16 protein-coding genes, 5 tRNA genes and 3 pseudogenes are annotated in these 23906 nt (G+C 39.6%); 15 read left to right on the top strand and 9 right to left on the bottom strand.

Translation table 11 applies throughout. The annotated features are described in order from the left end of the window. Nucleotides 1-65: 65 nt before the first annotated feature. Both HMPREF0023_RS07450 and HMPREF0023_RS07445 read right to left on the bottom strand, forming a co-directional pair. Complete coding sequence (locus tag HMPREF0023_RS07450; protein WP_004640634.1) at nucleotides 66-1781, bottom strand: proline--tRNA ligase; 1716 nt, start codon at nucleotides 1779-1781, stop codon at nucleotides 66-68. A 202-nt stretch (nucleotides 1782-1983) separates the two neighbouring features. Continuing rightward, nucleotides 1984-2640 (bottom strand): hypothetical protein, encoded by a 657-nt coding sequence (locus HMPREF0023_RS07445; RefSeq protein ID WP_004640632.1) that lies wholly within the window; start codon nucleotides 2638-2640, stop codon nucleotides 1984-1986. A 277-nt stretch (nucleotides 2641-2917) separates the two neighbouring features. Between HMPREF0023_RS07445 and pilG the strand changes: the two genes are divergently transcribed. From pilG to HMPREF0023_RS07415, 7 genes and pseudogenes are all read left to right on the top strand, one after another. Next, nucleotides 2918-3301 (top strand): twitching motility response regulator PilG, encoded by a 384-nt coding sequence (pilG, locus tag HMPREF0023_RS07440; RefSeq protein ID WP_004640629.1) that lies wholly within the window; start codon nucleotides 2918-2920, stop codon nucleotides 3299-3301. A 20-nt stretch (nucleotides 3302-3321) separates the two neighbouring features. Continuing rightward, on the top strand, nucleotides 3322-3684 hold the full coding sequence (locus HMPREF0023_RS07435; RefSeq protein WP_004640626.1) for a response regulator: 363 nt from the start codon (nucleotides 3322-3324) through the stop codon (nucleotides 3682-3684). 48 nt (nucleotides 3685-3732) lie between these two features. Continuing rightward, nucleotides 3733-4269, top strand: a complete 537-nt coding sequence (locus tag HMPREF0023_RS07430; protein ID WP_004640625.1) for a chemotaxis protein CheW — start codon at nucleotides 3733-3735, stop codon at nucleotides 4267-4269. A 47-nt stretch (nucleotides 4270-4316) separates the two neighbouring features. Then, nucleotides 4317-6398 (top strand): methyl-accepting chemotaxis protein, encoded by a 2082-nt coding sequence (locus HMPREF0023_RS07425; RefSeq protein ID WP_008941668.1) that lies wholly within the window; start codon nucleotides 4317-4319, stop codon nucleotides 6396-6398. Nucleotides 6399-6555: 157 nt separating this feature from the next. Next, nucleotides 6556-9061: pseudogene (locus HMPREF0023_RS17110) on the top strand (Hpt domain-containing protein); the annotation flags it as partial. A gap of 239 nt (nucleotides 9062-9300) precedes the next feature. Further along, nucleotides 9301-11637 (top strand): annotated as a pseudogene (locus HMPREF0023_RS17105) (response regulator); the annotation flags it as partial. Nucleotides 11638-11653: 16 nt separating this feature from the next. Beyond that, a complete protein-coding gene (locus HMPREF0023_RS07415; RefSeq protein ID WP_004640619.1) occupies nucleotides 11654-12109 on the top strand; it encodes a hypothetical protein in 456 nt (151 codons plus the stop codon). Between the two features lie 48 nt (nucleotides 12110-12157). Here the strand turns inward: HMPREF0023_RS07415 and dapE are convergent, their stop codons facing one another. From dapE to HMPREF0023_RS07400, 3 genes are all read right to left on the bottom strand, one after another. Then, nucleotides 12158-13291, bottom strand: a complete 1134-nt coding sequence (gene dapE, locus HMPREF0023_RS07410; protein WP_008941666.1) for a succinyl-diaminopimelate desuccinylase — start codon at nucleotides 13289-13291, stop codon at nucleotides 12158-12160. Nucleotides 13292-13416: 125 nt separating this feature from the next. Beyond that, nucleotides 13417-13560, bottom strand: coding sequence for an entericidin A/B family lipoprotein (locus HMPREF0023_RS07405; RefSeq protein ID WP_004640614.1), 144 nt, complete (start codon nucleotides 13558-13560; stop codon nucleotides 13417-13419). Nucleotides 13561-13669: 109 nt separating this feature from the next. After that, the gene (locus HMPREF0023_RS07400) at nucleotides 13670-14533 is read right to left on the bottom strand and encodes a DUF1853 family protein (RefSeq protein WP_008941665.1); all 864 of its coding nucleotides are present in this window, start codon (nucleotides 14531-14533) and stop codon (nucleotides 13670-13672) included. Nucleotides 14534-14633: 100 nt separating this feature from the next. On the opposite strand from HMPREF0023_RS07400, the gene HMPREF0023_RS07395 reads away from it, so the two are divergent. From HMPREF0023_RS07395 to HMPREF0023_RS07360, 8 genes and pseudogenes are all read left to right on the top strand, one after another. Further along, nucleotides 14634-14999, top strand: coding sequence for a YbaN family protein (locus tag HMPREF0023_RS07395; RefSeq protein ID WP_008941664.1), 366 nt, complete (start codon nucleotides 14634-14636; stop codon nucleotides 14997-14999). A 286-nt stretch (nucleotides 15000-15285) separates the two neighbouring features. Continuing rightward, nucleotides 15286-15816, top strand: coding sequence for a cell wall-recycling L,D-carboxypeptidase ElsL (gene elsL / locus HMPREF0023_RS07390; RefSeq protein WP_004640609.1), 531 nt, complete (start codon nucleotides 15286-15288; stop codon nucleotides 15814-15816). Between the two features lie 143 nt (nucleotides 15817-15959). Beyond that, nucleotides 15960-16035 (top strand) — tRNA-Val (locus tag HMPREF0023_RS07385). 23 nt (nucleotides 16036-16058) lie between these two features. Then, nucleotides 16059-16135 (top strand) — tRNA-Asp (locus tag HMPREF0023_RS07380). A 100-nt stretch (nucleotides 16136-16235) separates the two neighbouring features. After that, nucleotides 16236-16311 (top strand) — tRNA-Val (locus HMPREF0023_RS07375). A 39-nt stretch (nucleotides 16312-16350) separates the two neighbouring features. Continuing rightward, a tRNA-Asp gene (locus tag HMPREF0023_RS07370) sits at nucleotides 16351-16427 on the top strand. A gap of 140 nt (nucleotides 16428-16567) precedes the next feature. Then, nucleotides 16568-16643 (top strand) — tRNA-Val (locus tag HMPREF0023_RS07365). Between the two features lie 93 nt (nucleotides 16644-16736). Then, a pseudogene (locus tag HMPREF0023_RS07360) lies at nucleotides 16737-17197 on the top strand (DUF2750 domain-containing protein). A gap of 53 nt (nucleotides 17198-17250) precedes the next feature. On the opposite strand, the gene HMPREF0023_RS07355 reads toward HMPREF0023_RS07360, so the two are convergent. From HMPREF0023_RS07355 to yccS, 4 genes are all read right to left on the bottom strand, one after another. Continuing rightward, nucleotides 17251-18036, bottom strand: coding sequence for a YdcF family protein (locus tag HMPREF0023_RS07355; RefSeq protein ID WP_017396357.1), 786 nt, complete (start codon nucleotides 18034-18036; stop codon nucleotides 17251-17253). A 123-nt stretch (nucleotides 18037-18159) separates the two neighbouring features. After that, nucleotides 18160-20697: a PepSY domain-containing protein gene (locus HMPREF0023_RS07350; RefSeq protein ID WP_008941660.1), complete on the bottom strand. Its 2538-nt coding sequence runs from the start codon at nucleotides 20695-20697 to the stop codon at nucleotides 18160-18162. A gap of 171 nt (nucleotides 20698-20868) precedes the next feature. Further along, entirely contained in the window at nucleotides 20869-21453 is a 585-nt protein-coding gene (locus HMPREF0023_RS07345; protein ID WP_008941659.1) for a YcxB family protein, read from the bottom strand. A gap of 132 nt (nucleotides 21454-21585) precedes the next feature. Then, complete coding sequence (yccS, locus tag HMPREF0023_RS07340) at nucleotides 21586-23766, bottom strand: YccS family putative transporter (protein WP_017396358.1); 2181 nt, start codon at nucleotides 23764-23766, stop codon at nucleotides 21586-21588. Between the last annotated feature and the right edge of the window lie 140 nt (nucleotides 23767-23906).

The following is a 23906-nucleotide window of genomic DNA, read 5'->3' as shown; positions in this document are numbered from 1 at the left end:
ATAACGTTTAAATAAAAAGCCGTTTCAATGAAACGGCTTTTTTTACATCTTGAATTAAAGTCAGATTAGCGAACAAGTTTTGCGAATAACTCTTCTTTATTGAGATTACTTGCTTCTGCATCACGACGACCTTTGTACTCAAAAGTACCAGCATCTAAGCCTTTTTCACCGATGACGATACGATGCGGGATACCCATCAACTCAAGATCAGAAAATTTAACACCAGGACGCTCATTACGATCATCAAGTAACACATCGTAGCCTTGTGCTTGTAGTTCAGCATACAGTGCTTCAGCCGCTTCTACGGTACGTGGTGATTTGTGCGCATTCATTGGAACAATAGCTACATCGAATGGCGCGATTGCTTGAGGCCAAATAATCCCTTTATCGTCGAAGTTTTGTTCGATTGCTGCTGCAACAACACGAGTTACTCCAATACCATAACACCCCATAGTAACGGTAAATGGTTTGCCATCTTCGCCAAGTACCTTACAGCCTAAAGCTTCTGAATATTTTGTACCGAGTTGGAAGATATGACCGACTTCGATACCGCGCTTAATTTGCAGAGTGCCTTTACCATCAGGAGAGGGATCTCCTTCAACCACATTACGAAGGTCGTAAACCTCTGTAAAGGTTGCATCACGATCCCAGTTGACACCAGTCGCGTGTTTATCAACTTCATTTGCGCCAGCAATGAAGTCAGATAATACAGACGCAGCACGGTCTACGATGACAGTTAAGCCCTTTTCGACTAAACCTTGTGGACCACAGAAACCAGCTGTTAAACCGTGTTGTTGTAATTGTTCTTCAGTTGCAAAAGTTAAAGGTGCTGCAATCAAAGGATGTTTCTCTGCTTTGATTTCATTCAGCTCATGATCGCCACGTAAGAACAATGCCACGATTGGTGTATTGCCTGCTTCATCAGTAATTCCTTGTACAAGGAGTGCTTTTACAGATTGTTTAGCATCAGCATTCAGAAATTGGCAGACATCAGCAATGGTTTTTTGATTTGGCGTGTCGACTAAAGCAAAATTTTGGGTTGCAGCAGCGCGTTCACCCACTAAAACTGCTTCAGCCATTTCAACATTTGCAGCATAGTCTGACTCAGTCGAAAATGCGATATCATCTTCACCACTTGCTGCAAGCACATGAAATTCATGGGATGCTGAGCCGCCGATAGAACCTGTGTCTGCTTGTACAGGACGGAAGTCCAATCCGAGACGGCTAAATATACGACTGTAAGTGTCATACATCACATCATATGTTTCTTGCAATGATTCTTGATTTGCGTGGAAAGAGTAAGCGTCTTTCATAATGAATTCGCGAGAACGCATTACACCAAATCGTGGACGAATCTCATCACGAAATTTGGTCTGGATCTGATAGAAGTTTAGCGGGAGTTGTTTATAACTCTTTAACTCATTACGCGCTAAATCTGTGATAACTTCCTCATGCGTTGGACCAAGCACAAAATCGTTATTGTGACGATCTTTGAAACGAAGTAATTCAGGACCATATTGTTCAAAACGACCAGATTCTTCCCATAACGCTGCAGGTTGTGTCACAGGCATAAAAACTTCCAATGCGCCCGAACGGTTCATTTCCTCGCGGACAATAGCATCAACTTTCTTTAAAACGCGTGTTCCCATGGGCAACCAAGAGTATAAGCCAGAAGCGAGTTTACGGATCATCCCCGCACGTAACATGAGCTGATGAGAAATAACCTCAGCATCATTTGGGGTTTCTCTTAACGTTGCAAATAAAAAGCGGCTTGCGCGCATGGAAACTGTCCTAAAGTTAAGTGTAATTAAAAATGGTGAGTGTAGGTCAATACAGCTCACCTACATTTGAACTGACGGGCATTATGACATGAATCAAGGGATTTGGCGCAGTAAAAAGTCATATCTGATTTCTAAATGAAGGTGCGATCTAACAAAATCCTTGTTATTTAAAGGACAATATAAGATTTGATTTATTGTGTGATTATTGATTTGACTCGAGTTTTTTGAGTCGATTAATGATGTCTGTATATTCGTGATCTGTTTTTTGATATGCATTTCGAAGACTTTCAACCGTTTTTTTCACACTTTCAATATTCTGCGTATTATTTGCTAGGTTGCTCTTGAGTTGTGCTGGAACTGCTTGCCCTTTGCGATGATATTCCATTTCTTGGCGTTTAAATCGAATTTTATCGCTTTGTAATTGCTGGAGTTGTTCTTGCTGATAATTTAACTGTTTTTTTAAGTTTTCTAGGATCTGATTCCTTTTTGCCGTTGCAATTTGAGCACTACCATAAGCTCGTTTTAACCGTAAATCCTGTTCTCTTTGGCGAGCTAAAGCTTCTCTTTGTGCTGATTGTTGTGCGTCTACAGCTGCATTGTATGGTCGGTTACGCCTGATCACTTGCATATTTCGATCAAGTGCTTCGTATCCGTGACGAATATGATCTGGTGAAACAGATGTGCTGACATTAGCAACACCATTATTATCATAATAACGGTACCAAACGGCTTTAGCTTGGTCTGTGGCAGCAAGAGTAGATGTGCAAATGAATATCAATAGGGAAAATGAGCAAATGTAAATGCAAGTCATCGTTTTAAGCTGGCTAACGCGGAAAGCGCACTTTAACGAACCAGTCATTACATCTCCCGTAAAAAAGTTAACTAAATCACTTATTTTTAAATAATAATCAATTGTATATTAGTGGTTATTTATACAATTAAAAATAGTTGGAATGCAAAAAAAATAGGAATTTAATTAAAAGTGTGAACTACTTACGGTTGTTCTAAGAAACTGATAGGTTGGTTCAAAAAACTTCATTGATAATGCAAGTAAAGATATGTTAAAAATATCAAACTGTATAAAACAAATTAAACCAACCACAATTTGTATTGAGTGAATGGGGCGGAACAATTAAATGGAAGATAAATTTCAAAATTTAAAGGTGATGGTGATTGACGATTCAAAAACGATTCGTCGTACAGCTGAGACCTTGTTACAACGTGAAGGTTGTGAAGTAATTACTGCAGTTGACGGTTTCGAAGCATTATCAAAAATTGCTGAAGCAAATCCCGATATCGTTTTTGTGGATATTATGATGCCGCGTTTAGACGGTTATCAAACCTGTGCATTGATCAAGAATTCATTAAATTATCAAAATATTCCAGTCATCATGCTTTCAAGCAAAGACGGTTTATTTGATCAAGCAAAAGGGCGTGTTGTGGGGTCTGATGAATATTTAACTAAGCCGTTTAGTAAGGATGAGCTGTTGAGTGCGATCCGTAACCATGTCAGCGCATAAAATTTAAAATTGAGGAAAAAATGGCTCGTATTCTTATTGTAGATGATTCACCTACTGAAACATTTCGCTTTAGAGAAATTTTAACTAAACACGGTTATGAAGTTTTAGAAGCAACTAATGGTGCCGATGGGGTAACGATGGCACAAGCTGAATTGCCTGATTTAGTGCTTATGGATGTTGTCATGCCTGGCATGAATGGCTTCCAAGCAACACGTCAGATCAGTAAAGCGAAAGATACACAACATATTCCTGTTGTGATTGTCAGCACTAAAGACCAAGCGACGGATCGTGTATGGGGTAAGCGTCAAGGGGCAAGTGATTATTTGACCAAGCCAGTAGATGAGCAACAGCTTATTGATGTGATTAAACAGCTATTAAGTTAATTGGTTCGCTCACTATGAGCCTCTCATGACGTAATAACGGGATAGAGTATGGCAGCAAACGGATTTATCGAGTTGCTTCGTTTATCCAAGCGAGGCAACAAACAATATACTGCAACTCAAAATGAAGTCAGCCGTTGGTCTGGTATTGCATTTGAGATGTTAGGGCAATATTTTGTTGCACCATTGGGGGAAATTTCAGAGGTGATTTATCCTCCGAAATACACACCTGTACCGAATACTCAGGCATGGGTACGCGGTTTGGCAAATATCCGCGGAAGATTGCTTTCAGTGACTGATTTATCACATTTTATCTCAGATCAACGAAGTCAATTTTCTCCGACACAAAAAGTAATTTGTATTAGCCATCAAGATCATTATGTGGGGTTGGTCGTTGATCAGGTCTTGGGAATTCAACACTTCAATAAAAAGAGTTTTTTTTCTCAAAGTAATGAGCTAGACAGTAAATTAAAAGACTATTGTCAGGGGTATTTCCACCAACATAATCAACAATGGCATGTGTTCTTACTGAGTCGATTGCTAAAAAATCCTCAGTACATGAATGCATCAATAAAGTTTATAAACTAATTTAATACGCGACGGAAGATAAGCGCGTATTCAGGGGAGAAGCTGGAATGGGCTTTAAACTTAAAAAGAAGAATGGTAGTGACGGTGCAGGATCGAAAAAGGGCGAGGCTTTTCTAGGAAAAATTCGAACGCAACTTGATCAATTTTCTCGTTTATTCGGTGAAACTGAAAAGTCTAAGCCGATTATCTATCGTGCCTTAATTGCTTTGGTCCTTGCAGTTATCCTCTTAATTTATTTGTTCGTGAGTTTGCCACGTTCTAACCAATTAACGCGTAGCTTAGGTGAGTTGCGTTTGCTTTCGCAGATGATTTCACGCCAAGCAACTGAAGCCACTGCTTCAGGTACATCTGAGACGATGAATAACTTGGTTGCTTCTGAAAAGCGATTTGCAGAAAATCTGGAAGTTGTTGAAGATGTATATGGTAAAAGCTCAGATGAATATAAAAAGGTCAATGAGTTGTGGACCAACGTATCTAAAAACATCGACTTAATTGCATCTCAACAAGCGATCATTAATCAGCTTTATGACACTAACATTTCGATTAGTGAAACGATTCCTGAGATTCAAGCTGAATATAACTTGATGGTTGACCAAATGGTTCGTGAGAACATGCCAAGTAGTCAGGTAATCATTACCAAGAACCAAGTGTTTATTGCAGAGCGTATCTTGCGTTCGATCAACTCGGTATTGGTCGGTACGGACAACTCTAATGCATCAGCGAATGACTTCGGTGCGGATATTGACACCTTTGGTATTTACTTAAATGCTCAATTGAATGGTAGTTCAGAACTTGGTGTAGATCGTATTAGTTCACCTGATCTGCGCGAGTCTGTTGATAGTATTAAATCTGATTATGATGCAGTTTTGAAATTGGCGGCTGAAACGGTTCTAAAAAATGCCAACCAAATTGTCCATGTACGTCAGGCATCCTCTGAAATTTTTACTCAATCAGATGCTTTGTTAAGCTCATTAAATGCTTTATCAGATAAAGCAGAAGGGGGTTGGGGCAATGTATTAGCTGGTATTGCATTAATTCTAGCTTTAGGTGTCTTAGTTTTCTCTGCACTTCAATTATTGGCATTACGTAGTAATACGGATAAAGAACGTGTGATACGTTTACAAGACGAATATGACCGTAACCAAAACGCGATTTTACGTTTACTTGATGAGATTGCTGACTTAGCTGATGGTGATTTACGTTCATATGCGACTGTATCAGAAGACTTCACTGGTGCAATTGCTGACTCGATCAACTTTGCGATTGATCAATTACGTGATCTTGTTTCTCGTATTACAGATACATCACAAGAAGTTGCGCGTTATACTCAAGATACACAAAGCATTACCAACCAATTGGCAGAAGCTTCTGAACATCAGGCTCAAGAAATTGCAGGTGCCTCAGCCGCAATGAATGAAATGGCATTGTCAATTGACCAAGTATCTGCGAATGCATCCGAATCAGCAGAAGTAGCAAAACGTTCGGTACAAATTGCAACCAATGGTGCGCAAGTGGTAAACCGTTCGATTGAGGGGATGGATCACATCCGTGAACAAATTCAAGAAACATCTAAACGTATTAAGCGTTTAGGTGAATCATCTCAAGAGATTGGTAACATTGTCTCATTGATTAACGATATTGCCGACCAAACCAACATCTTGGCATTGAACGCTGCGATTCAAGCATCGATGGCAGGTGAGGCAGGACGTGGTTTCGCTGTCGTAGCGGATGAGGTTCAACGTCTTGCAGAACGTTCTGCATCAGCAACCAAACAGATTGAAAGCTTAGTAAAAACCATTCAAACAGATACCAATGAAGCTGTTATTTCGATGGAGCAAACAACATCTGAGGTTGTACGTGGTGCTAACTTAGCAAAAGATGCTGGTATTGCACTTGATGAAATTCAAACGGTATCGGGCGATTTGGCAAAACTGATTGCAAGCATTTCAGACGCAGCAAAACTTCAATCTGCTTCAGCAAGTCATATTGCGACGACGATGAATGTTGTACAGGAAATTACGTCGCAAACAACAACAGCAACGTTTGATACAGCACGTTCGGTTTCAGAGTTGGCGAATATGGCTGAATCATTACGTGAATCGGTGACTGACTTTAAGTTACCAGAATAAGCAGCAGGATTGGAAAGACAGATGGGGGTGTCTGTCTTTCCATTTTTAGAGATGTAGGATATCTCTACAAGGTGATGGCGAAATGGAACGACATCTTGTGTGATTGATACTCGTATTTTTTACCCACAATTGGTGGATAAAAACGAAAGAAGCCGCTATGAAAGAAATATTAAAAACGTTAGTTGAAACGATGACGCTTCCTGAAGATAGTTATCTTGAACAAGATGCAGAAATTCTTGAAATTTTTATTGAAGAATTAGATGAAATCTTTGTCGAGTTAGACCCATTATTGGTTCAATGGATTGAACAGCCGAATCTACAGAATGTGTTGACTGATATTCGTCGTCATTTCCATACGCTCAAAGGTTCTGGTCGCATGGTCGGTGCGAAATCTTCAGGAGAACTAGGTTGGACGGTGGAAGATACGTTAAATCGTGTCTTAGCGGGAACGATTCCGCTTACGACAGAAATTCAACGTTATGTACAAGCGATTTTTAATATTTATCGCTTTAAGTTAATTCACGATTTCAAAGCGGTTCGAGCACATCTGATCGACTTACGACCATTGGTGCTATTAGGACAACAATTACAACAACAGAGTGTTGAACCAGCGCTTTCTGACTTATTAATGCTTGCTGATCATTTGGTAAGTGAGGACATAAGTACGGGATTAGAATTAGTTGAAGAAGCGCTATTTGTTGATCACTTAACTCAAACTGAGCAATTGGCATTAGATAATGCAGATAAAGTGCTAGCTGAAGACGAGCTACTTGCTAAAGAAACTTTGGCTATTTTCTTGGAGGAAGCTGAGGAGCACTTGGCGACAATTGATCAATTCTTACAAAATGATCATCCGACGAATGAGCATTACAACCATTTAATCAGAGCCTTACATACGCTTCGTGGTAGTTCGGCAATGGCGCACATTGATCAAATTTTTGATGCTAGTTCAAAAGTAGAAAATTTATTTAAAACGCTATTGCATGATGAATTGGATTCGAACTCAAATGAAACAGCCTTGCTAACGCATTATGCTCAATTTGTGCGTGATTATTTATATAGTTTGAGACAGTTAGAGACAGCGCAAAGAACAGACGAAATTCATGCAACTTTCAATACTGCTTGGGATAGCTATGATTTCCAACTTGAAGATTCTCATGGAGAAAATCTAAGACCGCAAGGCTTAGTTTCACAGCTCTTGGAACTCAATATTCAAGATCTGTTAGATGTGGAATCTGATTTTGATCAGCGTGCAAGGACTGAGTTTCCACAATATATTCAGCAACTCAGCCAGCAAGCTGAAATTTTGCTACAGCATACACATCATCATGCAACGATTGGCATGTATCAATACACAAGCCTCTTAAGATCGAGTTATCAGGACTTAATTTATAAGCCAAGTTTACTTAATCTTGAATATGGATTTGAGTTGTATGACCAAGTTCATCAACAGTTTATTCAGTTATTTGATACATTGGCTGCTGGACAACGAGTTACGCTGACGAAAGAACATGAGCAGATGCTCAATGAGTTAAGTACATTCACTCAACAGAATATCGAGTTATTAGAAGCGGAATTGATTGAAACAAATCTTGATCAAGCTGCTCCATTGAGTGAAGCAGAAGTTGTGCAGGATTCAATTGTTGATACAAGTGATTTAGCCGCTCGGTTTGCATTAGATAAACAACAACTGTCTACGAGTGAATCAAATCGTGATTTTGATCCAGACTTATTGGACATTTTCCTTGAAGAGGCTGATGAACTTTTAGTTGGTATCGATGAGGATCTCAATACTTGGGTTGCTGATCTACAAAATGTGAATGCACTTAAAAACTTGATGCGATATTTACACACCTTAAAAGGTGGCTCAAATATGATTCATGCGGGTCATATAGGTTTGATTGCGCATGAGTTAGAAACAATTTATGAAAAGCTGATTAACCAACAGATTCAAGCGACGCCATCACTTATTTCTGTGATTCGCTCAGTACAGGACGATATTGCGGATCGAATTCAAACGATTCGTGACCAGCAAGTGGATTATCCATCTACGCATGTCTTAGACGTGTTGACTAATTTGATGAAATCAACTGCAACGACAGCTATTAAGATTGATAAATTTGTTGTGTCAGAAGATGAAGATATTGAAAAAGCAGTAGATTTAGATGGCACAACTGAAATAGAAATATCGACTCATTCAGATGTTGCAGAGCCATCGATTGATGTTACTAGTTTCGCTGCTCAATTGGCTTTGGATAAACAACAATTACAATCAGAGCAATCTAATCGAGACTTTGATCCTGACCTCTTAGATATCTTCCTTGAGGAAGCTGATGAGCTGATGGTGGGTATTGATGCTGATCTTAATACATGGACGACAGATCGTCATAATGTAAATGCTTTAAAGAATTTGATGCGATATTTGCACACCTTAAAAGGTGGTTCAAATATGATTCAAGCGCGTCACATTGGTCTGATTGCGCATGAATTAGAAACAATTTATGAGAAATTGATCAATCAACAAATTCAAGCATCGCCTCAGTTAGTTGCAATTATTCGTCTCGTTCAAGATGATATTGCAGATCGCATTCAAACGATCCGTGATCAACAAACAGATTATCCTTCAACACATGTGATTCAATTGTTACAACATGCTGATCAAGATATCGATGTTGAGCGCTATGCGACTGAAACTGAGATTGAGCAAACCTCAGCTGAACTTGTAAATGCAGATTTAGAGGTCGTTGCCGCATCTATTGATAATGTTGAATCAGAGAGTATATCGGCTGAAACGCAACTCGATTTTGTAGAGACAGAATCATTGCTTCAAATAGTTGAAGCAGATTCGGATAAAGATGACGTTACATCGAGTCTGATGCAGGATGTTGTGGAGGATGACACCGAAGAAGATGATGTTCGCTCTTTAGTAGAACAAACATTCCTCGAAGAAGCAGAAGAGTTACTCGGCCAAGCTCAACATCTATTAGAACAGTGGTTTGAACAACGCGGTAATCGCAGTTTGTTATTACAGCTTCAACGTAATGCACACAGTCTTAAAGGCGGTGCACGTATGGCTGAAATGGATGCAATCGCAATTATTGCATACCATCTCGAAAATGCATTTGAGCAGTTTGGTTTACATCATTTTAGTTCAAACGTTTACGATAATTTATTGAATACTGCATTAGCATGGCTCAATGATGCAATCTTTAAACGTCAATATGCCAATTTCGATGGCTTAAAACATAGTCTTGAAAATATGGAGTTTGTCGATGTAGCTGCGCAACTGCCGCAAAAACTTTCTGCACGCGATATATTTACTCCAGAATACACAATGGAGTTTGTACAAGGGGATGGCACCGAACCACCATCGATGCTGGGTGAGTGGGAAAGCACTGAACGTATTGAACAGAATAATGAAATGATTCGTGTTTCAGCTGAAGTCATTGAGAAGATGATTGATTTATCAGGTGAGAATGCGATTAACCGTTCACGTATTGAAATGGATTTAGGTCAACTCGGTGGTACGTTGACGGAAATGGAGTTGGCGATCAAGCGTTTAGCAGACCAGCTACGACGAATGGAAGGAGAATTAGAAAGTCAGATTATTGCCCGTCATGGTGGTGAAGATGCACGCTATGCAGACTTTGATCCGCTCGAAATGGATCAATATTCTTCTTTAAATCAGTTATCAAAATCTCTCGCAGAGTCTGCATCAGATTTGGTTGATTTTAAGACAACGCTTTCAGAGAAGATCCGTGATACAGAGGGATTATTATTACAACAATCTCGTATTCAGGCAGAAATCCAAGAAAGTCTAATGCGTACACGATTGGTACCATTCTCGCGTTTATTACCTCGGTTACAACGTATTGTTCGTCAAACAGCCTCGACCCTTAATCGTCCAACTGAGTTGGTCGTGAATAATACAGAAGGTGAGTTAGATCGTAGCATCTTGGAGCGCTTAGTTGCACCATTTGAGCATATGCTCCGTAATGCGATTGACCATGGTATTGAAGACCGTGAACAACGTTTACAAGCAAAGAAACCAGAAACTGGACATATTGTTTTAAACATCGGTCGTCAAGGTACAGATGTTGTTGTCACTTTCAGTGATGATGGTAAAGGGATCGATGTCAACCGTATTAAAGAAAAAGCGATTCAAACTGGATTGATGACCAAAGATCAGAAACTTGATCAAGATGAGATTCTTCAGTTTATCTTCCATCCTGGTTTTAGTACCGCAGCACAAGTCACACAAATTTCTGGACGTGGTGTCGGGCTAGATGTGGTGCAAAGTGATATTAAAGCTTTAGGTGGACATGTCAGTGTGGGTTCTATTTTAGGTAAGGGAACCACATTTACGATTCGTGTACCGACTACTGTAGCAGTAAGTGATGCTTTGATGGTAAAAGCAGGCGATCAACAGTTTGCATTCCCATTGGCACAGATCGATCGTATTGTTCGTATCTCACCAATGGCTTTAGAGCAATACTTCGAAAGCCAAGATGATTACTTCAAAATTGATCAAGAAGATTATCGTTTACGCTATTTATCAGAGTTTGTTGCTGGACAGCCTATTCCTCGTTTAACTGGTATTGTTCATTCTTTACCTGTGTTGTTGATCAAAGGTGCTCAAGGTCAGATGACTGCATTATTGGTTGACCAGTTAATCGGTTCTCGTGGTCAAATTGTCGTTAAACCAGTTGGTCAACAATTCTCAAGCATTGGTGTTATTGCTGGTGCAACGATCTTGGGTGATGGTCAGGTTTGTTTGATTTTAGATGGTCAAAATTTAGCGCGCCAAGCCCAGTCAACTGCACGAAGTAAGCAAGCAGATGAAACCTATACGAAGCAGCGTTACGATGAGCGCCGTCTTATCATGATTGTCGATGACTCGGTGACAGTTCGTAAAGTAACGTCGCGCTTGTTAGAGCGCCAAGGCTATGATGTGGTGACTGCAAAGGATGGCGTCGATGCAATGGAGCAGCTTGAAACAGTGAAGCCTGATTTAATGTTGCTGGATATTGAAATGCCGCGAATGGATGGTTTTGAAGTAACGAACCTAGTACGACATCATGAAATCCACCGTGATTTACCAATCATTATGATTACATCTCGTACGGGTGAGAAGCATCGTGAACGTGCGTTATCCTTAGGCGTGAGTCAATATATGGGTAAACCATTCCAAGAGGAAACGCTCTTAGAAAATATTGAAAGCTTACTTGCTGTGCGTTGATTAAGGTGAAAAAAGAATGGTAAAGAAAAGCACTAACACCGCATTAGGACAGATTGATCAACAAGAGTTGCAGCATCTTATTACAGTTTCGACTGGATTTATTGATGCTTATATTATTGAGTGTCATCAGAAAGTTCCGATGCTTCTACCGCAAAATATTGTTTTATCCGCAATGGATACGCCTACCAATGTGGAACATATTGAGTGGCATGATTTAAAGTTACCCGTACTGGCTTTGCATGACCCAATGCAAAAACAGGGGGTTGCGTTGGTTGTTGAAGGTGAGGACGTTTCACAGCGTTTTGCACTCATTTGTAATGAAATGCCTGAATCAATTCGTTTACGTATTTCTGAGATCGTGGATGAAGATGGAGACGTTGAGGATCCAAAGGTTTTTAAGTACGTGAAAATGGGGGAGAAAAGATATTTTGTCCCTAACTTACAAAATATAGAAACCCAATTGGGCTTATAAAATAAAAGGAACTCTATTTTGAGTTCCTTTTATTTTTAAATCATGATTTTAGGTAAGCAGTTGCACTAAAATTTGTTCATAAATCTCAGCTAATGGTTCTAGGTCATCGACATTAACATGTTCATTAATTTGATGAATTGTTGCATTTAAAACCCCAAGTTCTAAAACTTGTGCGCCTGTTGGAGCAATAAAGCGACCATCGGACGTGCCGCCACTGGTTGAAAGTACTGTTTCTACACCAGTCACATCCTTAATTGCAGTTTTTGCAGCATTTACTAATTCACCGACGGGTGTTAGGAATGGTAAGCCTGAAAATGTCCAGCTAATATCGTAATTTAACTTATGTTTATCTAGTATTTCTAAGACACGCTGTTGAAGGATTTCTGCGGTAACTTCAGTCGAATAGCGAAAATTAAATGTCACTTTTAGGTGACCAGGAATGACATTGGTCGCACCCGTACCTGCTTGAATATTCGAGATCTGGAATGAGGTGGCTGGAAAATATTCATTACCTTTGTCCCATACAGTTTCACATAACTCATTCAATGCTTTAGAAGCAAGATGAATCGGATTTTCTGCAAGATGAGGGTAAGCAACGTGACCTTGTTTTCCATTTACAGTCAATACCGCATTTAAAGAGCCTCGACGACCATTTTTTACAATATCGCCGAGTTGATTAGTGCTTGATGGTTCACCAACTAAGCACCAAGTCATTTTTTCATTACGTGCTTCTAAAGTTTCAACTACTTTGACCGTACCATTAATCGATGGGCCTTCTTCATCTGATGTAATTAAAAAAGCAATTGAGCCTTTGTGATCTGGATGTTTTGCGACGAAACGCTCTGAAGCAACAACCATTGCAGCTAAAGCGGTCTTCATATCCGCCGAGCCACGACCATATAATTTTCCATCACGAATGGTGGGTTGGAACGGATCTGAGTTCCATGCATCTAGGTGTCCAGTTGGAACCACATCAGTATGACCAGCAAAACAGAAAACTGGATTTTCTGTACCACGACGAGCCCATAAGTTATCGACATCCTCAAATCGGAGCTTTTCGATATTAAAACCAATTTTTGATAAACGATCAGCCATGATGTTTTGACAATCATGGTCTACTGGCGTTACAGAAGGTTGGCGGAGGAGTTGTAAACTAAGTTCAAGCGTATCGGAGTGGTTCATGCGAGATGGTGCTAAATCTGGTGAAATCTGAACCGATATAATAGGGGAATATTGCCAAGAAAGGTATGTCAAAATAAACCTTATCTACGTGTAGATAAGGTCTTGTGGGGGATTGTTCGGTAAAATTACATTTTATTTTGTGTCTTTTCAGCCGTTTGAGTAACCTTATCACCAGCTTTTGACACATCTTGGCCAAAACCTTTAAATGTATTACAGCCTGTTAAAACAAAAGCAGTCATGATTGATGCAACTAAAACTTTTTTCATCATATTCTCCGTTTCAATTTAATTTTGATGTATTTAAGAGGCTAAGAAAATTAGAAGAAAATGAATATAATGGTTTGATTATAGATGTGTTATGAAATGTTACTTAGGTAAGTTAAGTTCGATTAAATAATAGAGCGGGTTGGCGGAACATATAAAAAGATGGTTCACCTTCAGTTGTATGGTATAAGCCGTCTGTCCACCATATTGCATTTGATGAGGAGGCTAGTTGATTTGGACAAAGCCATTCATGACGTTGCAGACGATAATACGGTTGTTGAGGAATACGCGTACCCCAATTTCCTAATTGACGAGATGTATTGATCCATACTGGTAGTGGCAGGGTCTGTAGCTGTTGAGCAGGGAGATAAAGCTGTCCTTTCATGACTGCAAATTTACGTTGGATGTTATAGCCATTTGCTTCTGAGAATTGAAATTGGCGATCAGTAAAATGCTTTAGCTTTCGATATAGCGTATCTTCTCGATTGAGTCCAAACCAGCGGGCTAAGTTTAAATGGCCTTCACCTAAATAATATTTTAAAGCGACTTCCCAATGTTCAATTTCCTGCGTCTGCTGATTAAGCACAAGAAAATCAATTTCGCCTAAGGTGATTGCACCTGCAATTTTTTGGATACTATGTCCTAGCAATTGGTAAGGGTGATAGGCATCATCTAATAACCAAAACCAGAGTAAGTTCTCAAAGCGTAAACCTAGACGAGTACTTTTAAGTCGGGCTACAAAGTCGTGTAAGGGTTGAGGCTGTTGATCGAGTTGGTATAAACGTTTTTCGTAGTTTTGATACAACACTTGCCAAGTCGCGTTATCGTGTAAGCAAAATTTATTTTTTATGATTAATTCGCTAGGAACTTCTGACAAGATGTTGGGACTTGCGATCGCAAATGCCAGTTGCCGTACAATTGGATTCTTGAATTTTAACCATGGTTCAAAAAAGCAAGGACTGTCAACAACGCTAGACATGAAGTAACTCGATCATGGAAATAATAGGCTAAGTTTAAGAAACCACAACAAAAACACCTTATACTAGCACGGTTGTTTTGACATGTTGGTGAATTGCTAAATGAAGATACTATTCTGGCGTAGTTTAGTTATCCTTTTTGTGACATTGGGAATTATAGGGGCAATTTTACCAGGCATGCCAACTACTGTTTTTCTCATTATTGCTGCTTGGGCGGCATCCAAAGGTTGGCCACAAATGGATGCGTGGTTACTCAATCATCCTAAATATGGAACCACTTTACGTAACTGGCGAGAGAATGGAACCGTGCCACGCAGAGCCAAGTGGTTTGCCAGCATTATGATGCTAATTAGTGGCATTATTATGTTATTTACCACTGCACCTTTTGGGGTAAAAGTGTTTACCAACACAACCATGTTGATTGTTGCAATTTGGCTGTGGTTCCGCCCAGAGCCTGAGCGAGGATAAACAAAGCAACGCTTTGTCCGAGTGCAAGACGAGCGGCTATGCCGCAAGTGGCGAGTTAAGAAAAGCAACGCTCTTGCGGAATATATTCCTCATGCGCAAGACGAGCAGCTATGCTGTGAGTGGCGAGTTAAGAAAAGCAACGCTTTGTCCTGAGATGGAATTAAAGCTTTGTAATAAGACGAGCATCTGAAAATCAATAATCATCCTGTCTTATATCAAAACTACAGAAAAGCAGTTCTATTTATGTTGAAATAACACCATCTGATTAAAAATATAGAGACTGAACATGCCCTATGCGCTCGAACAGGCCGATATCTTAATTGACTTAGCACAACAAACTTTGTACTTGCCAAAACATAATAAATTTTATGTTATTTCCTCAGGAAAAAATGGTATTGGTGAGCAAGAAAATACAGGGAAGACACCAAGAGGGTGGCATCGTATTGCTCAGAAAATTGGTGATGACGCGCCTAAAAATTCGGTTTTTATTGCCCGACAAGCGACTGGTGAAATATACGATCAAGATCTTGCGCAACAATTTCCTGAACGAGACTGGATTCTTTCTCGGATTTTGTGGTTGGATGGGTTACAAGCTGGATTCAATCAAGGTGATGGATGTGATACATTCAAGCGATATATCTATATTCATGGAACACCAGAGACAGAACCTATGGGCATCCCAATGTCGCATGGCTGTATTCGAATGAAGAATGATGAGGTCATTGAGCTTTTTGAGCTGATTTCAGAGCAGGCATTGGTTTATATTTCGGAACATGCGCTGGATGAGTCGATGATAAAATCAGAAAGAAGTGTTTAAATAAAATACGAAAACATTGGAATTATCAAAGAATTACTTATTTTTTAATCACTCAGGTGGTTTTTTCGGAAAAGTATATGAAAAGCGTTTGACAGTCTGTAAAGATTCTCTATAATGCACCTCACAAACGATGAAGACGTTAAGGGCGCTTAGCTCAGTTGGTAGAGCGTCTGCCTTACAAGCAGAATGTCGGCGGTTCGATCCCGTCAGCGCCCACCAAGCCTTTACGTTAAAACTCAAGTGCAGCGGTAGTTCAGTTGGTTAGAATATCGGCCTGTCACGCCGAGGGTCGCGGGTTCGAGCCCCGTCCGCTGCGCCACTTTAAGATTGCAAGAATGGATATACCTTAGGATACAAGACTACGCACTTTGTTTGTCTTGCGTCATAAAAATTGATAGTCAATCAATTTTTATTCCTCAGGGCGCTTAGCTCAGTTGGTAGAGCGTCTGCCTTACAAGCAGAATGTCGGCGGTTCGATCCCGTCAGCGCCCACCATAATTTGTGACATTTACTTCTTGATAGAAGTATCGTAGTGCAGCGGTAGTTCAGTTGGTTAGAATATCGGCCTGTCACGCCGAGGGTCGCGGGTTCGAGCCCCGTCCGCTGCGCCATTCTCTTGATTCTCTGTTCAAGAGGGTGTTGGTTTTAACAAGTATCTTTATACTTGATCTCTGATTCGAGATGCCATTAGAAAAATCAAAGATTTTTCTCTTGTGCTCAGACAAAGCTTCGCTTTGTTTATCCTCGCTCAGGGCGCTTAGCTCAGTTGGTAGAGCGTCTGCCTTACAAGCAGAATGTCGGCGGTTCGATCCCGTCAGCGCCCACCATATCTCCTTAGATACTCCTCCTCAGATCGTTGTAATCAATACTAAATTCTTTTATTATTAGCCTCAATAATGATTCTAATATTGAAGTAATATATGAGAAACCCTTATCAACGTAAGGCTGCGTCGAAATCTCAAACAACGACATCAAACACATCTTCTAAAGACGCTTATCGCCAGTTTATTGAAAATATTATTTTACAACGTCAAGTGATTGCCTTATACCACGATGGTTGGGCATTATGCTCAACGCCTTCTGGACAACATGCCTTAGCTGTTTGGCAAAATAAAAGTTTGGCTAAATTACTCATCAAAGACAATTGGGTGAAATACGATTTGCAAGAAGTTCCTTTGTTGGAAAAATGATCCCTTTTCTAAGAGAAAATAATACAATTCTTTCTTTAGATTTAACCCCTGAAGGAAATAATTTACTGGTAACACCTGACACCTTGTTATTAGATATTAAAAATTTCTTGTATCAAATCTATTTACAGCGTCCTGATATTTTTGCTGAATTAAAGTTACCATTACCTCGTGATATTCGTATACATCAATAGTTTTTTTTAGACTTAGCGATCGCAGCTAGAAATATTGATTGGGTCTTTCCCAATCAATATTCATTAAGTAACCAACCACTTACGTAGGCAAAATATTCCCTTAACCATGCGTTATATCGTGTTTGTAGCGGTGTTGTTGAACCAATCGTTGTGATGTTGCTATAACCTTGTTTTTTCGCAATTGCAGCAGCTCGTAGTGTATGAAAATCACTAGTGACAATCGCGATGGGTTGTTGAAGTGAAATCTTGTGAGCTTGTAATAGGGGGTGGCTATTTTTGAGATTTAATTCAGTACTGGTACTTTTATCTTCCAATATTATTTGTGTTGCTGGAATATGATGTTGTTGCTGTAAATAGCGTGACATCACAATGGCTTCACTTTCTGTTTCACCAAAATCAACACCACCTGTGAGCAATAGTTTAGCATTTGGTTGGGTGAGGGCAATTGGGGCGGCACGATCTAAGCGTTTTGCAAGCGTAGCAGATGGTTGACCATTTTCGATACCACTGCCTAGTACAATGATGGCAGCGACTGAAGTCGGTACTTCTACTTGGCTATTATTCTTATTTAAATAGTTAAAGAAATAGCCTAAGCTAATCAACCATACCCAAAAGCACAGCCAGCCAAACCTCCAAATTGAATGCAGACGAAAATGGTAGAAGAAAAAGCGTTCTAGGTGATAGTAAAAAAATGAATAGAGACAGAAAAAAAGCCCAAGTAATAAAGGTAATACGGTTCCGATATGAATTTTCTTAAGCGTAATGAGCACTGCGCCATCGATTAATAATATAAAACCGATAACCGCAAAAAAAATACGAAGCCAAGAACTTATTTGCATACTCTGAATCGATGTCGATTTAAACTTGCTAAGTGTATGGAAAAAAAGTCGAAAGGCAAATCTTTTCATTCATCAAATAAAAAACGAGTGGTGAACCACTCGTTTTTTACTTTTTAAATAGGACTAATATACATCCCGTCGATAACGTTGGGTTTGTCTTAATTCATCAACAGCTTCTTCACCTAAAATATCGTTTAGGGCCTGATCTACACCAGTGGCCATGCCTTCAATGCTACCACAGACATAAATGACAGCCCCTTGCTCAATCCAGTTTTTCAACTCATCTGCATGTTCGCGTAATACGTCTTGAACATATCGACGTTGCTCCTGATCTCTAGAAAAAGCCAGATCGAGACGCTGTAAACTTCCCATGTTTAGCCATGCTTGAATGGTTTCTTCATAGAAGAAATCACATTGATGCTGACGCTCTCCAAAAATCAACCAGTTGGCGGTATAGTTTTGTCGATTGCGTTGCTGTAATAGACTCATCAAACCTGCAATGCCTGTACCGTTGCCAATACAAATAATTGGGCGGTTATCATCAATCAAATGAAATGATTCATTAGTGCGAATACGCAATGCAATGGTTTGTTTTAGTTGAGCAAACTCTGTAAGCCAGCCCGAACCTAATCCGAGTTCGCCATTTGCATCGTACTTTTGACGTACCACAAGTCGTAGTAATTGCTGTGAAGGAATACTGGCGATTGAATATTCACGGGTCGGTAAAGTCGGTAACTGTGCAACTAAAGTTTCGAGATCGTCGATTTGATCAATCTCAATACGTAAATTCTTATTCCATAGTGCTTGTTCAATCGTAAGATTGAGTGATTTAATCTCTGCCTGCGCTGGAATTTGATATTTAATCAAGAAGTTTTGAATCTCAATCAAACTATTTGCAGGTTGGATTTCTGCGATATCACCTGCATGCCATGTTATGTCATATGGAGCTCTGAGCTCAATATTGTAAGCTGCATTTCCCAAACTGTTCGGGTTTAATAATTTACGTTCAGTTAAAGTCCATTGATCAAAAACTTTTTCAATATTCATTGCATGTAATTCATGCTGAGTCACAACCGACAAAGCCTGATTCCACCGTTGAATATCCTCGTTATTGGCATTATCAACTTCGACAAGATCAAACAAAGCTTGGGCTTTGCACTGTTTTAACCATGCATCAACAACATAACCAAAACGACAGTAACTGTCAGGGTATTCTTTTGAACCAAGCGCTAATACAGCATATTTTAGATGAGCAAGATCAAGCGATTGCTGCATGAGTTTTTTACTAAAACTGGTAGCAAGATCAGGGGCTTCACCTGTGCCGTATGTGCTCACAACGAATAAAACCTGCTGTGCCTGTTGCAGATCCTGTTCAGTGAGTTGTTGGATTGGTTTAACCGTTGTTGGTTGTTGTGCCTCTTGTAAACTGGTAGCAGTACGCCAAGCCAGTTGTTCTGCCACGCCAGTTTGCGATGCATAGCTAATTAACCATGGGGTTGCATTTGGGTCTATTTGTTGGTTGATTAACGTTTGGCGTGCTGATTGAGTGAGTTTTTTCTGCTTTCGTCTCTTAAGATAAAGCATCCAACCTGTCACAAAAAATAACGGCATTGTCAGTGAGGCAAGCATCGCAATAAATTGATAGGTTGATCCAAAGAAGCTTCCTCGGTGGACAGGAAGCATACTGCTCATGATTTTTTCATTAAGCTTTTTATCTTCATAAAGATCTAGTTTTTCAAATTGATGACTTTGATAATTATAGATTGCTTGATTGCGTGCACGTTCGTGCTGTGGAGTTGGATCAATAAAGGTTACTTCAATTTTTTGATCAGCGAGCTTAGGAATATTGAGGGTCAAACTCGAATATTCACGACCAATATTGGCATTCACTCCAGTCCAAGCTTGGGTCAAAATTGTATTCACTTGTTGATTTGATAAGTCGGGTTGTTCTTTTTTGTTTTGGTCATGATTTTGTTGATGACGTTGGGGTTGTTCTACTCCCATGACTTTGAACATACCTGCACGCCACCAGTCATATGACCAATATAGACCTGTACAGGCAAATAGAAGATAGAAAGCGACTACCCACGTACCAACGACTGCATGCAAGTCCCAAATAAAGTTACGACCTTTTAATTTGGGTTTAATGAAAAGCCATTGTTTCAAGCTATGTTTTTTGGGAAAGCGTAAGTAAAGTCCACTGAGTACAAAGAAAATAAGCATCAATGTTGATGCACCAGTGATCTGAGCTCCATATTCACCCGCAGTGAGATTTCGATGCAAGCGTTGAATGAATTGGAAAAATTCTCGCCCTTTTACTTCGGGTAATATTTCTGCGGTATATGGATTGACCATCATGTTATAGCCGCGACGTGCACCTTCTTTTTTGATATTAACAGTAGAGGATGCAGCAGGGTTGGCAGCGATGGTAATACTATTGATTTCGATTTCAGGTTGTTGCTGGTTAAAGTGCTGATAAAGTTGGGCTGGGGTAAGCTTAGGTGTATTGACGACTTCAACGACATAGCTTTCTTGGTTGATCCACTTCAGGATTTGTTGATCGTAGGAGTAAATTGCACCTGTGATTCCCATTAACGAAAGAATTAAGCCCGCAGTAATGCCTAAAAACCAATGGATTTGGAAGAAAACTTTTTTAAACATGGTTGAAAAATGAAAAGATAATGGAATTCATGTAAAAAATTATAACGCAAGAATACGTACATAATGTGGATTTTGTAGGTAATATTGATTTTGATTATCATTTGTTTTTTGTGGCTATAAAAAAGCCTCTCAATCTATTAATGATGAGAGGCTTTTAAATAAGAGGGGGATTTAGATAGACTTTGGCGCACCCACAGTTTCAGTTAAATGTCTGCGAATGGTTTTGAAAGAGAAGTTCTTTGAATCCATTCGTTTAGGTAAAATATAAGCACCTTGTTGCTCATCACCTTTTGGTGTTTTTACTTTGAAGTTAACCAAAATAAAGTCAGGTGAAGCATACCACTCATAGATATCTTTCCAGCTAATGGTTGCTGTACCATCTTGTAAACCTACTTTTTGACGCATTACAAGACCATGCGGTTGTACGCCTAAGCGAATCCCTTTAATTTCTTGTACTGGGAATTCTTTCATTTTACGTTTTACATACCATTCAAGACCAAACTTTTTGGTGAGGTAGTAAAAAGCAACCCCAATGATGACTACCCAGCAAATCACAGTCGAGTAAGTCGAGTAATATTTGATAAGTCCTGCTGCGACTAAAGAAAGCACAACAAGAGAGATCATAATGATCCAAGCTTTGCGGCTAAATTTGTTGCTGCTGCGCCAAATCATCAGTTGAGCTTGACGTTGTTCAACTTCAGAAACTTCATAAGGAACAGGTTGTAGCGTATAAGCGTAAGGGGTTTTGGCGGTCATAGTTTAAAAAATGAGTTTAGAACTGAGTTAAGTTTAGCATTAATAGAGGGTGTTGACACGTTATAAACCCTCATAATCAAAGATATTCTACCAATGTATCAAGTACTATGAAATCCAAAGAATAGTTCAAGGTTAAAGTGACGCAAACTCAGTGCCATCCTCACTTGGTTCATGTCCTAAGCTTTGTTTGAGCATACTCAAACGAGTCAAAATACTGAGCATAAGTGACAGCTGCTGTAAAATAATCAATGACTTTTGGTCGTTTTCATTACTTTCTTTTTGGGTTAAGCGCTGCCTGATGGTTTGTAGCATATTTTGTGCGGAAAGGTCCGGGACTTCATCTCTAAGTAATGCGCCTTGAATGTCATCCAAAGCTTGATCTAGTAGGTCAAGAACTTCTTGGTCCTGTATTTGTTCACGATGTGCACCGAGTGCTGCGATATAACTTAAAAAAGTATGGCTTAGACATAAGAATTCAAAAGCTTGGGCTTTTTGAGTGCTGTCAATATTAGGCTCCGTAGCCAACGTAGAAATTAAAGAAGCAACCTCAGCATCGGTATTATGTGCTGCGCGTCGAACTACACGATAATTGAGGGCATTGTTGCGCCCTTGATGATATTGAGTGACGACTTCAGCTAAGTATTGGCATTGGGCTTGTAGAGCACGTTGAATTGAACGTGGAAGTCTACGGAATTTCCAATCTGGCCAGATAAAGCTGACACCAAACCATGCCAATGCACAACCGATAATTGTGTCAATAAAACGAGGAAATCCTGCGGCAAACGCGGAACCATCCAAATTGAAATTAATTAAAGCAAGGATGGTAATAAATGCAGTGGCTTGAGCATATTGTTTACTTCGTAATTCAAAGAACAAAATGCCGCTTAACACTAGCATCACCAGTTGACCTTCGAGTGAAGGAATAAAATAGATAATGGCAAGACCGACGATGATCCCAACCAAAGTACCAATAATCCGTAAATATAACCGACGTTTAGTCGCGTTAAAGTTGGGTTGGCAAACAAACAGTGCTGTCAATAAAATCCAATAGCCATAAGCAATATTGGTCATTTGGATAAAGACATAACCTATAAAAAGTACAATCGATAATCGAATGGCATGTCGGAATAAAACAGATTCAGGGGTAAGGTTTTGTTTAATACGAACAACGATATCTTTCATGCCTTTAAGATCATCATCTTTGAGTTGATGCTCAGGCTGTTGTGCATTATCTAAAACGAGATTTCGTTCGGTTTCTAGGTTTTGTAATTGTGCATCGATCGATTTAAGGTTTTGATACAGTGCAAACAAGGCATTGATCCGAACTTGATCATATAATCCATCTTTACGAAGCTTTTCCAAGGACAATCTTAAATTTTCAAAGCTATGTTTAAAGCGTTTGTTATGCGTGTAGCGAGTACGACTTAAGATGGATTGAGCTAAATCCTGACAAGCCTTTCCTTGAATAGATAGAATTCGTTGAAAGCGGAATAAAATATCACTGTGTTGGAAGACTTTGGTCAGTTTTTGATAGTCAATATGTGCTGAATCTGCACGCTCATGAATGTCTTGTGCAACAAAATAGTATTGGAGACTTCTACGTGTATCTTTTTGTCCTCTATCACCTTTGAGTCGGGTTAATAACGCAACGCGTAAGTTGTTGAAAAGTCCAATGAGTTTGCTGTTCTCCATGGACAAATCAATCATACTTTGTTGATAACTGGGTGGCGTCATATCTACATCAAATAAGTTTGACTTAGCATAAAGGAAACCGCCTAAAGCATTATAGGACGCAGCAAGTTGATCTTGTAGTTGGCGAACAGGGAACAATAAAAAGCTAATGGTGGAGAGCAAACCATACCAGGCAGCACCAACGACTAAAAGTGCAGGTTGCTGATACCATTCTTCAAATAGATGTACACCCAACATGGTATAGACAGAGATCACCAGACAGCCATAGGCAATCGTTGCATAGCGACGCCCAAGTGAACCTAATAGAATCCATCCGATGCACGAAGCAATTAAGCCAACTGCAAAAGCAATTGGATAAGGAAAGAGTAGCTGAACTGAAGCTGCGGTAATAAAGAAGCCAATATATGTATAAATCAGGTTCATTAGACGAACTGAAAAGCGATCGTCAATGTCACTGATTGCTGCTGCTACGACACCCAGCGTAAGTGGAATGGTTGCAAGTTGGTGGTCGAGCAAATAAGGAACGAAAGCCGTTCCTGTAAAAGCAATTAACATCCGTACGTTATACATAAACGTGGTGTTATAGGTCGCTTGTTTTAAGCGTTTTAACCCAGAATTCAAGGTTTATCCTTCTTGTATTTTGCAATCAAATTATTCTGCGTGCGCTGAATGTTTATCAATGATTAACAGACAGTATTATTATGCACAAATTCACGTGAGAGTGTTAAGCTTGCACATGAATAAACTTGAATAGTAGAGCA

Origin of the sequence: Acinetobacter sp. ATCC 27244 (genome assembly GCF_000156555.1) — a bacterium.
In the GTDB taxonomy this organism is placed as follows: Bacteria; Pseudomonadota; Gammaproteobacteria; order Pseudomonadales; family Moraxellaceae; genus Acinetobacter; species Acinetobacter haemolyticus.
This window is presented reverse-complemented; position numbering and strand designations above follow the sequence as displayed.

What these genes read in the sequence shown, in the direction of transcription:
- HMPREF0023_RS07450 (WP_004640634.1), bottom strand. Translation starts at nt 1,781, where the DNA reads ATGCGCGCAAGCCGCTTTTTATTTGCAACGTTAAGAGAAACCCCAAAT.
- HMPREF0023_RS07445 (WP_004640632.1), bottom strand. Translation starts at nt 2,640, where the DNA reads ATGACTGGTTCGTTAAAGTGCGCTTTCCGCGTTAGCCAGCTTAAAACG.
- pilG (WP_004640629.1), top strand. Translation starts at nt 2,918, where the DNA reads ATGGAAGATAAATTTCAAAATTTAAAGGTGATGGTGATTGACGATTCA.
- HMPREF0023_RS07435 (WP_004640626.1), top strand. Translation starts at nt 3,322, where the DNA reads ATGGCTCGTATTCTTATTGTAGATGATTCACCTACTGAAACATTTCGC.
- HMPREF0023_RS07430 (WP_004640625.1), top strand. Translation starts at nt 3,733, where the DNA reads ATGGCAGCAAACGGATTTATCGAGTTGCTTCGTTTATCCAAGCGAGGC.
- HMPREF0023_RS07425 (WP_008941668.1), top strand. Translation starts at nt 4,317, where the DNA reads ATGGGCTTTAAACTTAAAAAGAAGAATGGTAGTGACGGTGCAGGATCG.
- HMPREF0023_RS07415 (WP_004640619.1), top strand. Translation starts at nt 11,654, where the DNA reads ATGGTAAAGAAAAGCACTAACACCGCATTAGGACAGATTGATCAACAA.
- dapE (WP_008941666.1), bottom strand. Translation starts at nt 13,291, where the DNA reads ATGAACCACTCCGATACGCTTGAACTTAGTTTACAACTCCTCCGCCAA.
- HMPREF0023_RS07405 (WP_004640614.1), bottom strand. Translation starts at nt 13,560, where the DNA reads ATGATGAAAAAAGTTTTAGTTGCATCAATCATGACTGCTTTTGTTTTA.
- HMPREF0023_RS07400 (WP_008941665.1), bottom strand. Translation starts at nt 14,533, where the DNA reads ATGTCTAGCGTTGTTGACAGTCCTTGCTTTTTTGAACCATGGTTAAAA.
- HMPREF0023_RS07395 (WP_008941664.1), top strand. Translation starts at nt 14,634, where the DNA reads ATGAAGATACTATTCTGGCGTAGTTTAGTTATCCTTTTTGTGACATTG.
- elsL (WP_004640609.1), top strand. Translation starts at nt 15,286, where the DNA reads ATGCCCTATGCGCTCGAACAGGCCGATATCTTAATTGACTTAGCACAA.
- HMPREF0023_RS07355 (WP_017396357.1), bottom strand. Translation starts at nt 18,036, where the DNA reads ATGCAAATAAGTTCTTGGCTTCGTATTTTTTTTGCGGTTATCGGTTTT.
- HMPREF0023_RS07350 (WP_008941660.1), bottom strand. Translation starts at nt 20,697, where the DNA reads ATGTTTAAAAAAGTTTTCTTCCAAATCCATTGGTTTTTAGGCATTACT.
- HMPREF0023_RS07345 (WP_008941659.1), bottom strand. Translation starts at nt 21,453, where the DNA reads ATGACCGCCAAAACCCCTTACGCTTATACGCTACAACCTGTTCCTTAT.